Consider the following 13,806-nt stretch of genomic DNA (forward strand, 5'->3'; position numbering starts at 1 on the left):
AACAAGTCTGGATTGCTTCGTCGCCTTCGGCTCCTCGCAATGACGAGAAAATTGATGCAGCGCCCTTACCCGATCGCGATCGCCACCTTTCCGACATGCGCGCCACTCGCCATGTAGTGGAACGCCTCGCGCGCCTCGCCGAACGCAAACACGCGATCGACCACCGGCTTCACCTGATGCAGCGTCAGCGCGTTCGCCAGCGCCTGGAGATCGTCGACCGAGCCGACCGTGACGCCCTGCAGCCGCTGCTGCTGCATCACCATCAGCGGCAGCCGCAGCTCAGAGGCCGGCGCGCCGGCGAGCACGCCGATGAAGGCGATGGTGCCGCCGATCCGGGTGGCGCGGATCGATTCATTCAGCGTACCGACGCCGCCGACCTCGACCACGAGATCGACGCCCTGCCCGGTGATCTCGCGCGCCTTCTTGCCCCAGTCCGGCACCTGCTTGTAGTTCAGCGTGACATCGGCGCCGAGCGCCTTCAGCCGCGCGATCTTGGCCTCGCTCGACGACGTCGCGATCACCCGCGCGCCCGCGATTTTCGCGATCAGCAGCGCAAAGATCGAGACGCCGCCGGTGCCTTGCGTCAGCACGGTGTGGCCCGGCCTGATGCCGCCGAGCTTGATCACGGCACTCCAGGCGGTGACGCCGGCGCAGGGCAAGGTCGCGGCCTCGACATCGCTGAGATGCGCGGGCGTCCTGATCAGCGCCTGCACCGGAAAGACACGATACTCGGTCAACGTGCCGTCGACGCCGCCGCCGAGCGCCCCACGCATCTTCGCTTCGCTCGGCTCGCCGCCGGTCCAGCTCTCGAAGAAGCTGCCGACGACACGATCGCCGGCCGCGAACGCCGACACGCCATCGCCGACCGCCTCGAACCACGCCTGCGCCGTCGGACAGCGGCACCAGCGGAAATTTCTGCCGTGAGCCGTAGCCGCCCCTCACGGTCAGGAGATCGCGGTAGTTGATGCTCGCTGCCGTCAGCCGCACCAGCACCTCGCCCCTGCCCGGCTGCGGCACGGGCTTGTCGACCAGCGCCAGCGCATCGATTCCGCCGGGCCCCTGCAGCTCGTAGCATTGCATCCGATGTCTCCCGCCCTGCGGCGCCGCCGCTTCATTGTTCTGCCGGGAATGGTGAAGCGTTTCGTGCCGGCGATCAAGCCGACCGTCGTTCCATGCGACGGACAAACAACGCAAACACGCGCATGCTCCGCGCTGGAGTCCGGAGATCACCGCGACCGCGCGTACCGACCGCCGACACGCCGTCACATCGCCGCTTCGAACCTGATCCGACAGACCAGACCCTCGTCGCGAAAATCCTGCTCGATGCTGCCGCCGATCGCCGCAAGGCTCGCCCGGATCATGCGCGCGCCAAATCCCTCGCTCCCAGGCGGCTCGATCGCGTGCGGACAGAGCTCGCGCCAGGCCACGGTGCCGCGGCCGCCTTCCTGCGCGATCTGGACCTCGAGCCGTCCGCCCTGACCGCGCAGCGCGCCGTATTTGACGGCGTTGGTCGCGAGTTCGTGGAACACCAGCGCGAGATTGCGCACCGCTTCCGGCCCCAACGGCATGTCCGGCCCGTCTACCGTCACGGCGCCGGAGGCGCGATACGGCTGCAGCTCGACGTCGAGCAGCATGCGCAAGGTCATCAGGCGGTGGTCCGACCAGGCGAGACTGTTGGCGCGCGCGACGGCGTCGAGCCGCAGCGCGATCGCCTCCCCTTTGGCGCGATCCTCGCCCGACAGGCTCGATCTGACGATCGCCTGAAACAACGCGAGCTGATTGTTCACGCGATGCCTCAGCTCGCCGAGCAGCAATTCGCGCGCATGCTCGCTGCGCTTCAGCTCCACGAGCGCGCCGCGACAGAGATGCCCGAGCCAGATGATCAGCGCCGCGGTGCTCAGGAATCCAACGAGGTTGATCGCCTCGGCATGATCCGGACGATCGGTGAAGCCGACGAGCACCACGGTGGCGGACAGCCAGGCGGCAAAAATGGCCGCGGGAATGCCGCCGAGCAGCGCAGCGAACACCACCGCCGGGTAGAAGGTCGCGTAGGGCAGCGTCGCGCCGGCATAATCCAACCCGATCCGGCCCGCGGTCGAAATCGCGACGGCGAGCATGGTGAGCAGAAACGTGGTCGCCGACCACCGTCTGCTCCGAACGATCCAATCTGAGAAACTCCGACCCGCGCGCACGATTGACCCCGAAGGCAAGGTCTATCGCCGGACGCCGGCTGGAACAAGCTGAAGGAACTGCCGCCGGGGCGCAAATATTTTAGGAACCTTTGCCGCGCCGTTGCGTTTGGCTACCCCTGTTGCGCCAGACGGAACGCATCATGCCGCGCGGTGGGAGAAGCCACCGCTCCGCCGCCACGAGCACGCACTCCGCGTCGCGTCTGCGCCGGCACGAATGCCGGACGTTGCACGATGAGTTCGTCGCAGGCTCGCCGACGAACTGAAAAGACGACGGTATCGGAACGCTGCACGCGAAAGAGCTTGTATCCGGCGCTTCTCGCTGCGCTAACCCTAGCGGCTTGCCGCTGAGCGCCGCAGCGTCGATCATCGCGGCCATGACGACGAAATCGCGCGAGAGACTCTACGGTGCCGGCATCCGCATCGCGCAGGAGCAGGCCGCGCGTGCGCGTAAGGAAGCGGATCGTCTGGCCTGCGACGCCTGGAATAAGCGCATGCTCGGCTACAAGGGGCCGGCGCAGCCGTCACCGCTGCTCGGCGATGCGCTCAACGCCGGCTATTTCTATCTCGAAGTGCGCTGCCTCGGCTGCGACACCAATCAGACCGTCGCGCTCGACATCATCAGGCGCGCCAAGACGACGCCAATCCATGAGCTCGAGCGCTACATGCGCTGCCAGGATTGCTCGCGGCTTCGCGGTCATCCCTACAAGCGCAGCGCGCTGGTGGCGTTGCGCGAAACCAAGATCTCAGCCGCGCATCCGGCCTCGACATGGTGGCCCGGTGAGCGATAGGCGGTCGAATACCCAGCGTCGCGTCCCCTCGGATTCGTGCAGAGGTACTCCGATCAGGCACTGACTGCACCCGCTCGAAAAATACGTGGATACTCGGAACAATCATGACGATCCGTTGTTTCGAAAACTTGCCGGCGCGGCAGGGAAGCGGAACATGTCAGAGTTGATGACTCAGCCGGACAAGCTGCGGGCCGACGCGGCGGAATGCGCCCTCATTCGTGATCTCGCCACCGACCGCGACAAGCGCGAGCTGTTCGCGCGTCTGGCCGAGCATCTGAGCATGCTCGCCGCCGAGGTCGAGCGCGCGGCCCGCGCGCAGGATGGGCGCACAGAGAAAGCGAGCCTTCGCTGAACCGCGAAGCTCTCTGGACGAACTGCGCGGATTCACGCTCCCCTGCCGTCGCTGCGCTTGCCACACAATCGCGCAACTCCACTTCGCTATAGATCGGGATGATCCGCGATCGATTCGCGCAGCGAGCGATCACGCCCCTCTCAGCGTCAGGTGCCGATCTTGCGACGTTTCCTCCCCTGCCTCGTTCTGCCGCTTCTCCTCGCTTTCCCCGCCGCAGCGGCTGAGCTCGCTGGCCGCGTCAGTATCGTGGACGGCGACACACTGGACATTCACGGCGAGCGGATTCGCCTGTGGGGCATCGACGCGCCCGAAAGCGCACAGCTCTGCCGCGGCCGCGACCGCAGGCCGTATCGCTGCGGCGCGCTGGCCGCCAACACGCTGGACGCCTTCACGCGCGGCAAGGTTCTGCGCTGCATGCCGGTCGACGGCGATCGCTACGGCCGCATCGTCGCGCGTTGCGCCGCCGGCGCGACGGATCTCGGCCAGTTCATGGTGTCGCGCGGGCTCGCGGTCGAGGAGCCGCAATATTCGCGCGGCGTTTACACCGCCGATCAGCGCGCCGCCCGCCGCGCCGGCCGCGGCATCTGGTCCGGCCGTTTCATTGAGCCGCCGCTCTATCGCGGCTGCATGCATGCCGGCGGGACGACGTCGGTGTGCTCGGACGGAGGGATCGGCTGGCGGTGAGCGCGGCCGCATGACGGCGTCGCCTTGTCCACCACACCGGCCACAACACCTCAATTGCCACGCGTCGCCCTCTGGCTGTACGGTCGCGCACCGCAAAGACCAGGCTGGATGAGGACGATGACAGAGACAAAGACGCGCGTGGCGATCCTGTTCGGCGGGCGCTCGGCGGAGCACGACGTCTCGCGGGCCTCGGCGGCCAACATCTTCCGCTCGCTCGATGCCGGCCGCTACGCCGTCACGCTGATCGGCATCACCACCGACGGGCGCTGGGTGCTCGCCGACGCTGCGAATGACGGCACAGGCGCGGCGCTGACCGTACCCGCTGACGGCCCGCAGATCGTGCTGCTGCCGGCCGGCCAGGGCCGCGCGCTGGTCATCGGCGTCGGCGCCCCGCGCGAGCTCGCCTTCGACGTCGTGTTTCCGGTGCTGCACGGTCCGAACGGCGAGGACGGCACCGTGCAGGGCGCGCTGGAGCTCGCCGATGTCGCCTATGTCGGCGGCCGCGTGATGGGATCGGCGGCGGCGATGGACAAGGACGTCGCCAAGCGCCTGCTCCGCGATGCCGGCCTGCCGATCGTGCCGTTCGTCACCATGACGGAAGCGTCCCCGGTGACCTATGAGGCGGCGGTCGACGCCGTCGGCTCATCCGAGCTGTTCGTCAAGCCGGCCAATCTCGGCTCCTCGGTTGGAATCTCCAAGGCGCGCAGTGCCGAGGAGTTCGACGCCGCCTGCCGCCTGGCGCTGCGCTTCGACCTGAAGATCCTGATCGAGCGCTGCATCAGCCCGGTGCGCGAGATCGAATGCGCGGTGCTGGAGCATCCCGACGGCAAGGTCGCCGCGTCCGAGCTCGGCGAGATCGTGCCGGCCGACAGCCACGGCTTCTATTCCTACGAGGCCAAATACACCGACGCATCGGGTGCCTCGCTGCACGTCCCGGCACAGGTCGAGCCGGGTCTCGCCGCGCGCATCCGCAAAATGGCGACCGAGGTGTTCGGCGTGCTCTGCTGCGAGAGTCTCGCGCGCGTCGATTTCTTCGTCCGCGGCGAGGAGGTCTACGTCAACGAGGTGAACACCCTGCCGGGCTTCACCAACATCAGCATGTACCCGAAGATGTGGGAGGCCACCGGCCTGCCCCAGCCGGCGCTGATGGACAGTCTGATCGCGCATGCGCTGGCGCGTCATGCGCGGCTCAGGGAGTTGGCGTCGCAGCGCTGACGACGATCGCCGGCCGCTCCTCGGGCCCGACGGCGCCGCAAGTCAGCGCGGCGCGACCTTGACGCCGTCGGCCACCCGGTCGCTAGGATAGATGATCACGACATCGCCGCTGGCGACGCCGTCGGCCACGGCGGCGAACCGGCCTGAGCGCCGGATGAGCCGGACGGTGCGCAATTCGGCGCGCCCATCCTTCAGCGCGAACACCGACCAGTCGTCACCGCGCTTGAACAGCGCGCCGGTCGGAACGATGGTCGCATCCTCCTGCGTGAAGACGACGATCTGCGCATCGAGCTGATAGGCATCGCCGAGCCGCTGCCATTGCTCGGCCGGCGAGACGATGTCGATCAGCACGTTGACCCTCTGCTCCTCGATTCCGAGCGTCGATATCTTGGTGAACGCCGCCGGCTCGACCCGGCGAACCCGCCCAGAGAGTCGGCCGGCGCCGCCCCAGCGATCGATCGTGACATCAGCGCCGGGACGGATCTCGACCGCATCGGTGCTGAGCACGTCGACGACCACTTCGAGATCGTGGGGATCGCCGAGGTCGAGCAATGCCGCACCCGGCTGCACCGTCGTTTCGCTTTCCTGGGTCACCTTCAGCACCAGCCCGCCGACCGGCGCGGTCACGCTCCAACTATCCGCCGGCGCATCGGCATCGGTCTTGCTCCCGTAGCGCACCAGCATCGCTCTGAGCTGGCTCAGCTCGTGCTCGGCGGCATGGTCGACATATTCGGCTGCGCGCAGGTCACGCTCGGCGATCCGCATCGCGAGCTCGGCACGCTCCCGCGCCTGCGCGGTCGCCGCTCCGCTGGCGGCCAGGGCCGTGGTACGCGCCAGATCGGCGCTTGCCTGCGCGCTCTGCGCCTGCGCTCGGGCCACGACCGCCTTGGCCCGCTCGACGTTGGCCTCTGCCGCGCCGAGCAGCTCCTCGGTCTCGCGGCGGGCGCGCGGATCGAGCAGCGGCGCTGGCCCCGGCGTGATGGTGGCAACCACGTCGTCCGCCTTGACCTGGTCGCCGGCCTTGAAGCGGATGCGCCCCAGCCTGCCGGCGAGCGGCGCGGCCACGACGTAGCGCTGGCGCACCCGCGTCTTGCCGTCGTCATCGACGGAGGCAACGAACCGCCCCTTGGTCACCACGGCCGTCTCCACCGGAACTGCGCCCGGCATCGCCATCCAGGCGATGACGGCGGCGGCCGCCAGGAACGCTGACACGATGCCGAGGCGGCGCAACACGGGACGCATGCTCATTCCCTGGTCTTGAGGGCCGCGACCAGATCGAGCCGATCGACCCTCCTGCGGACGATGATGGCGCTGATCGCAGCGCTGGCCAAGACCACCGCGGTGGCGATCAGGTAGGTCTGCAGCGCGATCACGCCCGGAATCTGGAAGCTTTCGCTGGAATGCAGCTGCGCGATCAGCGCAATGACGCCGCGCGACAGCAACAGGCCGAGCGGAATCCCGACCGCGATGTCCAGCGCAAACTCGCCGAACAGGATGCCCGCGACCTCGCTGCGGGTGAAGCCGAGCACCCGCAGGCTGGCGAGCTCCCAGGCCCGCTCCTGCAGGCTGATGCGTGCGCTGTTGTAGACCACGCCCACGGTGATGATCGCGGCGAAGCCGGTCAGGATGCCGGCGACGACGAACACGAGGCCCGCGATCTTCTCCATGAACGATGCGATGACATAGGCCTTCATGGTCACCGATTCGATCGCCGGCATGGTCTTGAAGCTCGCACCGAGCGCAGCCAGCGCCGCCGGCTCGACATGGAGGCTCGCCGCCGAGACCGCCGCGCCTTCGCCGGTGAAGCGATTGAGCGTGTCGATATCCATGTAGGACGCCATGCCGACCGCCTCGTCGACGATGGCGCTGACCGGAATGTCGCGCCGCCGGCGACGGCCTTCCATCGCCTCCACCGTGACGATCTGCCCTGCGTTCAGCGCCAGGCGCTCCGCAAGGCGTCGGGTCAGCGTGATGCCATCAGGCGCCGCCACGATCGGACGGCGCGCGGAATCGTGCGGCCGGCGCAGTTCGTCCGTCGCGGCCAGCCCGATCACCGAGGTCAGGTAGCTCTGATGCCCGGCGCGCAGGCGCACCGGAACGATGCGCTGACCTTCGACCGCGAGCACGCCGGGCTGGCGCGCCAGATCGCGCAGGACCGCACGGTCGACCGGGTGGACAAAGGTGATCATGGCGTTGCCGCGCTCGACCAGGTTGAACTGCAGCTCGATCATGTCGCCGATCGCATCGCGCCAGAAGATCCCGAGCACCATCATCGGCACCGCGAAGGCGATGCCGATGATGGTGAACAGCGAGCGGAACGGCCGCCCCGCGACGTTGCGCAGCATCATCATCCGCCGCGCGCCGAACGCCCTGCCCGGCACGATGCGCTCGATCCAGGAGCGGCGGAACGCCAGCGGCATCGCGGGCCGCATGGCTTCCGCCGGCGCAAGGCCGACGACCTCCTGAAGCGCCGTGATGACCCCGAACGCGCCGGCCGCGACGCTGATCGCGACGCCGGCGACCGCCGCCCATGGCGCCAGCCGGAATGGCAGCTCGGGCAGACGGAAGAACCCTTGATAGCTCGTGATCATGGCACGGCCAAAGCCGAAGCCGCCGGCGATGCCGAGCGCCGATCCGATCAGCACGATGACCAGCATCAGCTTGAGATAGTGCAAGGTGAGCAGCAGCGTCGGAAAGCCGAGCGCCTTCAGCGCTGCGATCTGCTCGCGCTGCGCGGCGACCAGCCGCCCGAGCGCGCCGTTGAGCAGGAACGTGGCGACGCCGAAGAAGATGATGGGAATGGTGATCGACATCACCTTCTGCTGGTTCAGCTCGTCCTCGAGAAAGCGGTTCGACGGCTGGTCCCGCCGCGCGATCGCGCCGATCGACCCATAGGGCTCGAGCAGCCGGTCGAGCTCCTCGATGACGGGCTTGGGATCGACGCCGGGAGCGAGCGCGATCACGGCGTCGTTGAATGCGCCCTTCATGTCGAAGGCAGCCTCGGCCGCGCTCCGGTCGACCCACAGAATGGCATAGAGGCGATCGTCGGGAATCGGCAATCCAGGCTTCACCGCGTAGACATATTCCGGCGACAGGGCGATGCCGGAGATCCGGAAGCCCTGCACCCGGCCATTGAGCAGCACGCGGATCTCGCCGCCCGGCCTGACGCCGTTGGCGTCGGCAAACGCCTCGTTGACCGCGGCGCTGCGCGCGGCGCCCGGCTCGGGCGCGGTGCCGCGGCGCAGATGCAACCGCGCCAGGGGCTCGTCGCCGGCATGGGTCAGCGACACCAGGCGGGCCGAGACCGGTTGCGAGACGGCAGGCCAATCGACGATGACCTCGCGCACGATGCGCAGCTCGACCGCGACCACGCCAGGAATGGAATTGAGCCGCGGCACCAGCGCGAGCGGCGCCCGCTTCAGCGTGACGAAGATCTGCGGAAACCGGCCGTCGGCATAGAACTGCTCGCAGCCGCCGCGCAGGGACAAATAGGTCGAGACCGAGCCGACGAACACGGCGACACCAGCCGCCACCAGCAGCGCGATCGTGACCACCTGTCCGCGCATCGCGCCGATGTCGCGCCACAGCTTGCGGTCCAGCAGGCTCACCAGCGCACCTCATCGGCCGAGAGGCGCCGCGCATTGCGCGTCTCGCCGACGATGCGCCCGCCGCCGAGCCGCAGCACGCGATCGGCCATGCCGGCGATCGCCGCATTGTGCGTGATGATGATCGTGGTCGTCCCGAGCTGCGCGTTGGCGCGGGCGATCGCGGCGAGCACGACCTTCCCCGTCTCATAATCCAGCGCGCCGGTCGGCTCGTCGCACAACAGCACGTCGGGCGCCTTGACCATGGCGCGGGCCACCGCGACGCGCTGCTGCTCGCCGCCGGACAGCTGCGAGGGAAAGTGGTCGATCCGCCGCTCGAGGCCGACGAGCTTGAGCACCTCGAGCGGATCGAGCGGCTTGTCGGCGATCTCGGTGACCAGCGCGACGTTCTCGAGGACCGTGAGGCTCGGGATCAGGTTGTAGAACTGAAACACGAAGCCGACATGCTCGCGCCGGTAGCGCGTCAGCTCGGCATCGCCGGCGCCGACCAGTTGATGATCGCGCCACTGCGCCTCGCCCGAGGTCGGGCTGTCCAGCCCGCCGAGAATGTTGAGCAAGGTCGACTTGCCCGATCCCGACGGCCCGAGCAGCACCACGAGCTCGCCTTCGTAGATGTCGAGGTCGACGTCGCGCAGCGCGTGCACCTCGACCTCGCCCATCCGATAGGTCTTCGAGAGCTTGCGGGCGCGGAACACCGGGGTGGCGCCGGACCGATCAGGAGGCGCGGCGGGGCCCCCGTCGTTGGTGACGGCCGAACTCATCGGGCTGCGGCTCCTGCACCAAAGGCCCGCATCGAACGTGCGAGACGTCTCACGCCTGAATCTTCCACATCGGATGACATCCCACCGACCATCGGTCGGTAGCCATCGTCATCCGTTGATGCATGTCAAGCGGGCACATCATCACGTGGCCAACGCGCTGATGTCCACTAAACCGCGGTCGCGATCACATACGCCAGCACGGCTGCGCCGAGGCAGCGCCGCCAGGGATTGACGCCGCGCAGGAGTTCGTCGAACGCCCAGACGAAGAGACCGGCTTTGACAAGACAATCCAGATTGGCGCCTGCCTGACCCGGCGGATGCCAAACCCAGCTCAGAAGGCTGGCCGCCAGCACGATCCACAGCGCCGGGTTGGGCATCTGGGCGATCGTGATCTCGCCGGTCGCGCGATTTCGGAAGAACCAATTCAGAAATCGCGACATCGGACCGCCAGTGGGGGATGATCTTGCGATCCTAGAGCTCAACTGCAGCCGAGTACAACCCGGTGGCACGGCTCAGGTTCTGGTGAATCGACGGCCGATTTTCTAGATCGGCGGCGGGTGCTGGGTCGAGATCTCACGATCTCCACGGCTGTCATGCTCCGCGAAAGCGGAGCATCCAGTACTCCGCAGCAGAAGATATTGGACCGAGACGTCACCGCGCACTGGATCGTCGGCCTTCGCGGACGAAGACACGGGCGGTCTACAATGTCGATCGTCAACCCTCCTACGCCCAACGACCGAACTCACCTGGGCGGCATCTTCTCGAATTTCGGCAGCGCCGGATCGAGGTGATCCCAGGCCTGTCCCGCCGCAGTCCACGACACCAGTTGCGGCTTGTAGCGGCTGGGATCGTCGAGGCTCGCCGGCGGAACGATGAACACATCGGGCATCGCGGGAAATGTCAGGTGAACGTGCGAGCCGCAGGTCGGGCAGAACGCGCGCCGCTTGACGGTGCCGCCGTCGCCGACGCTCTGCCAATGCGAGACCTCGCCGTCGACCTTCACCTCCGCCGCGACGAAGGTCAAATGCGATTGATGCCCGGTGCCGCTGTCGCGCTGACATTGCCGGCACTGGCAGTCCAGCATCACGGCCGGCTCGCCCGTGATCTCATAGCGTACCGCGCCACAGGCGCAGCCGCCGGCATAGGATTTCGTCATGTCGCTCTCCTCGTTCAATGCGGCCGCTGCGATGACGCCTGCTCGGCGGCGACCTGGTCGAGCTTCTCGACCACCTTCTTCCAACCTTCGCCCATCTTGCGATACGCCGTCTCGTTGGCCGGCAGCACGAAGCCGGAATGGACGAGGCGAAGGCGCGTGCCGGTGTCCGCCTTGGAAAGACTGAAGGTGACGACCGTCTCCAGCGTCGCGCCGTAGCCGACATTGCTGTCGTGGCCGCCCTTCCACGCGTAGGACAGCCGCTCGTTCGGTACGACCTCCAGCACCTCGCAATGAATGGTGCCATCCCATTCGCCCGCCGGTGTGGTCTGAAAGGTGAACCGAGTGCCGACGACGGCCTCAAATCCCTTCGGCGCCATCAGCCAGCGACCGATCAGTTCGCCGCTGGTCAGGGCTCTCCAGATGACCTCGGGCGCATGAGGGAAGGTGTCCTCGACCACAATGGCCTGCGTGTCCGCATTCACGGCTTGGTTCATGGATCGATGTCCTTCAGCAGGTTTTTCAGCTTGGCGAAACGGTCGCGCCAGAACACGCCGTAATGGCTCATCCAGTCGGCCAGCGGCTCCAGGCCGCGCGGCTCGGCGCGATAAAACACATTGCGCCCCTCGGGGCGCTCGCAGACCAGGCCGGCCTGTTTCAGGGCTTTCAGATGCTGCGAGATGGCGCCCTGCGTGACGGTACTGCCGCGGGTCAACTCGACGACGGTGATCTCGTCGGCCTCGACGATGCGCTCGAACACCGCGCGCCGCGTGGGGTCGGCCAGCGCGCGCATGACGGCCGTAACGGTTTCAGCTTCGGTCATGCAGAAACAATAGCAAGTACTAATTCATTAGTCAATACTAATGTTATCGGTTACGTTGATCCCGACGTAGCTGCCCGCCCCCGCGTTCTGAACAGCGATTCCGGTCTTCAGTGCTGTCACCGAAATTGGGTTTGTGAAGTCTCAGAGGAGGCCGAAAGTGATCGCGATTAAGAAAAACACGAACAGCCCGATGCCGACCAGCTTGAAGATGTAAGCAGCCTCGACATCGCGCCCAAACCACTCGAAGTCTGTCCCCCATAGGACGGTTGCGACGAACCCCAGAACGAGGGTCGTGATCAGTAGCATCACGTAGACGGTGTCCATTGATTGATCATAAAGGCGTTTGTCATTTGAACGTAGGCATTATAGCCCGCGGTAATGCCGTGAGGCACATCTAGAGCGCCCCTCAAATCGCGAACAAAATTTTCGGCCCAGTCTTCCGCAAAGGTTCCCATCGTCAATTTCCTTTGATCGTTCTTTGACCAGCTACTACTGCCGCAGCCATTTCGTGGCCACCGCATAGGACGCAGCCGTCATTATGATCACGAACAGAAGGGCTCCGAAGATAGCGAAGTAGTACATTCCGGGACGAGCCGATCGGTTAAATATAGCGCCATTCATCGACCACGTTCCGGATCGAACGGCGCTTATAATTAAGCGTCCAAAATACCAGTCCGTCCAACAAGTCATTCCGAATATGAAGATAGTCAAAGCTACATCAACCATACGCGTGCCCTTTGTTAGCTTGGCGGACCATCTGACACAAACGGATATCGATCATCCACTTTGGAACGTGCGTTTGAGAAACTGTTGCATGATCATAGCTGGTTATCGGTCCAATATCGTAATGATCGCAAGGGTTCTAGCTGATTGCAGCCCACGAAATCACCTCTCCCTCAAGCTCTCATGCCGATACCGCAACAGTGGTGACATCAGATACTCGAGTTACGGTGACAGAGTTACGGTGACAGTGCACAAAACTGCGCAAGCCTCGTTTCAGCGTCCCCCGCTCAATCCTCCTCTGCCGGCTTCGGCCCACGTTTGGCCGGCTTGAGCACGCGCCCGGTCATTTTCTCGATGCGGGTGAGGAAGCGGTCACCGCCGATCGGCCGGCCAATGTTCTCGGCGGCGCGAAGGCGGGCGAACAGAGCCTCCTCGTCCTCCGGCGCGCGGGTCAGGAGTCCGGCGATGTCCGGGAACATCGCCTTCACGGGCTCGCGCGCGGTCAGGCCGTCGTCGCGCCCGCGCAGATGCGCGCGCGTGCTCGACCAGGCCCAGTCCTGGGCGCGAGCCACCAGCCGCGCCCGCACCGGATTGAGACTGACATAGCGCAGCGCCGCCGCCAGATGCGCCTCGTCCATCGCCACCGCGCCGAACCGCCCCTGCCAGAAATGCCCGCTGCGCTTGCGGCGCGCCTGGATGACGCCGGCATAGATGCGATGCACCCGCGACAGCGCCCGGCGCAGGCCGTCGGCATCCGACGGCACCAGGATCAGATGCACGTGGTTCGGCATCAGGCACCACGCCCACACCGCGACGTCAGCCGCCCGGCAATGGGTCGCGAGCAGATCGCGGTACAGCGCGTAGTCGTCGTCGCCGAAGAATGTTCGCGCCCGGCCATTGCCGCGCTGGGTGACGTGGTGCGGCAGACCAGGGACGACGACACGGGCAAGGCGAGCCATGCGCCACCTTGCACGCTCGGACGGCGCATGTCAAATTAAGTGTACTGTCACCGTAACTTGTCACTGAAATTATCGCGTCTCACTTGAGGGGTGCAGTCCAGCACTGTCACCGTAATTCACCAGTCTCACCCGCTTCGCCTCATCGTTGTGAGTCAAGGCGACACACCAGCTTATCTCGTCATCGAAGATGCAGACGTCAAAATCTTGCCAAGGCTCCCGAGCTTTCAGAAACTGAAGCACAGCCGGCGCGGTGGTACGAATCATGGTTTCGTAATTCTCCACATAGACGATCACAGCTTGAACTCCAGAGAACCAACTTTCTTGAAGTTCATCAGCACGCTCCGTTGACTCAATTCTGCAAGCGATCGGAATTGCATCCGAGCGGTCCGAAACGAAATAGCCCTCAGGACGCGCTAGAAGACGCGCACGTATTTGCTTCGCTTCCGTGTCGGGCACTAAAGGCCCCAGATTACTGAAGTCCATGCTAGAAGCCCCCGTTGACAGAATCGAAGTAGATATGCCCTTCGGCACCGGCTCCCTTGGTTATTACG

15 protein-coding genes and 1 pseudogene are annotated in these 13,806 nt (G+C 65.9%); 4 read left to right on the forward strand and 12 right to left on the reverse strand.

Annotation, left to right across the window (positions count from 1 at the left end; all coding sequences use genetic code 11):
* Nucleotides 1–65: 65 nt before the first annotated feature.
* Both QX039_RS25370 and QX039_RS25375 read right to left on the reverse strand, forming a co-directional pair.
* Nucleotides 66–1,080 (reverse strand): annotated as a pseudogene (locus tag QX039_RS25370) (NAD(P)-dependent alcohol dehydrogenase).
* Nucleotides 1,081–1,262: 182 nt separating this feature from the next.
* Nucleotides 1,263–2,117: an HWE histidine kinase domain-containing protein gene (locus tag QX039_RS25375; RefSeq protein ID WP_315737378.1), complete on the reverse strand. Its 855-nt coding sequence runs from the start codon at nucleotides 2,115–2,117 to the stop codon at nucleotides 1,263–1,265.
* 449 nt (nucleotides 2,118–2,566) lie between these two features.
* Here QX039_RS25375 and QX039_RS25380 point away from each other — a divergent pair, with 449 nt between their 5' ends.
* The 4 genes from QX039_RS25380 to QX039_RS25395 all read left to right on the forward strand — a co-directional run bounded on the left by QX039_RS25380 (nucleotide 2,567) and on the right by QX039_RS25395 (nucleotide 5,231).
* Nucleotides 2,567–2,980, forward strand: coding sequence for a hypothetical protein (locus QX039_RS25380; RefSeq protein WP_315771047.1), 414 nt, complete (start codon nucleotides 2,567–2,569; stop codon nucleotides 2,978–2,980).
* Nucleotides 2,981–3,146: 166 nt separating this feature from the next.
* Complete coding sequence (locus QX039_RS25385; RefSeq protein ID WP_315737722.1) at nucleotides 3,147–3,332, forward strand: hypothetical protein; 186 nt, start codon at nucleotides 3,147–3,149, stop codon at nucleotides 3,330–3,332.
* Nucleotides 3,333–3,491: 159 nt separating this feature from the next.
* Entirely contained in the window at nucleotides 3,492–4,016 is a 525-nt protein-coding gene (locus QX039_RS25390; protein WP_409998837.1) for a thermonuclease family protein, read from the forward strand.
* A 117-nt stretch (nucleotides 4,017–4,133) separates the two neighbouring features.
* The gene (locus QX039_RS25395; RefSeq protein WP_315771045.1) at nucleotides 4,134–5,231 is read left to right on the forward strand and encodes a D-alanine--D-alanine ligase family protein; all 1,098 of its coding nucleotides are present in this window, start codon (nucleotides 4,134–4,136) and stop codon (nucleotides 5,229–5,231) included.
* Between the two features lie 42 nt (nucleotides 5,232–5,273).
* On the opposite strand, the gene QX039_RS25400 is transcribed toward QX039_RS25395, so the two are convergent.
* The 10 genes from QX039_RS25400 to QX039_RS25445 all read right to left on the reverse strand — a co-directional run bounded on the left by QX039_RS25400 (nucleotide 5,274) and on the right by QX039_RS25445 (nucleotide 13,738).
* Nucleotides 5,274–6,473: an efflux RND transporter periplasmic adaptor subunit gene (locus tag QX039_RS25400; protein WP_409998845.1), complete on the reverse strand. Its 1,200-nt coding sequence runs from the start codon at nucleotides 6,471–6,473 to the stop codon at nucleotides 5,274–5,276.
* A 2-nt stretch (nucleotides 6,474–6,475) separates the two neighbouring features.
* Nucleotides 6,476–8,842, reverse strand: a complete 2,367-nt coding sequence (locus QX039_RS25405; protein WP_315771193.1) for an ABC transporter permease — start codon at nucleotides 8,840–8,842, stop codon at nucleotides 6,476–6,478.
* Nucleotides 8,836–9,597 carry an ABC transporter ATP-binding protein gene (locus QX039_RS25410; RefSeq protein WP_315737374.1) on the reverse strand — a complete coding sequence of 254 codons (762 nt, stop codon included), beginning with the start codon at nucleotides 9,595–9,597 and terminating at the stop codon, nucleotides 8,836–8,838. Before QX039_RS25410 ends, QX039_RS25405 begins: the two co-directional genes overlap by 7 nt.
* A 167-nt stretch (nucleotides 9,598–9,764) precedes the next feature.
* Entirely contained in the window at nucleotides 9,765–10,037 is a 273-nt protein-coding gene (locus tag QX039_RS25415; protein ID WP_315771041.1) for a hypothetical protein, read from the reverse strand.
* 302 nt (nucleotides 10,038–10,339) lie between these two features.
* Nucleotides 10,340–10,753, reverse strand: coding sequence for a GFA family protein (locus QX039_RS25420; protein ID WP_315771040.1), 414 nt, complete (start codon nucleotides 10,751–10,753; stop codon nucleotides 10,340–10,342).
* Between the two features lie 14 nt (nucleotides 10,754–10,767).
* Nucleotides 10,768–11,247, reverse strand: a complete 480-nt coding sequence (locus tag QX039_RS25425) for an SRPBCC domain-containing protein (RefSeq protein WP_315771038.1) — start codon at nucleotides 11,245–11,247, stop codon at nucleotides 10,768–10,770.
* Nucleotides 11,244–11,573, reverse strand: coding sequence for a metalloregulator ArsR/SmtB family transcription factor (locus tag QX039_RS25430; RefSeq protein ID WP_315771036.1), 330 nt, complete (start codon nucleotides 11,571–11,573; stop codon nucleotides 11,244–11,246). The genes QX039_RS25425 and QX039_RS25430 overlap by 4 nt, the downstream gene beginning before the upstream one ends.
* Before the next feature lie 141 nt (nucleotides 11,574–11,714).
* Nucleotides 11,715–11,897: a hypothetical protein gene (locus QX039_RS25435; RefSeq protein WP_315737369.1), complete on the reverse strand. Its 183-nt coding sequence runs from the start codon at nucleotides 11,895–11,897 to the stop codon at nucleotides 11,715–11,717.
* A 686-nt stretch (nucleotides 11,898–12,583) separates the two neighbouring features.
* Nucleotides 12,584–13,255: a transposase gene (locus tag QX039_RS25440; protein WP_316219531.1), complete on the reverse strand. Its 672-nt coding sequence runs from the start codon at nucleotides 13,253–13,255 to the stop codon at nucleotides 12,584–12,586.
* 69 nt (nucleotides 13,256–13,324) lie between these two features.
* Complete coding sequence (locus tag QX039_RS25445; protein ID WP_315737367.1) at nucleotides 13,325–13,738, reverse strand: hypothetical protein; 414 nt, start codon at nucleotides 13,736–13,738, stop codon at nucleotides 13,325–13,327.
* Nucleotides 13,739–13,806: the final 68 nt, after the last annotated feature.

This window comes from Bradyrhizobium sp. SZCCHNR1043, from assembly GCF_032489675.1.
GTDB lineage: Bacteria > Pseudomonadota > Alphaproteobacteria > Rhizobiales > Xanthobacteraceae > Bradyrhizobium.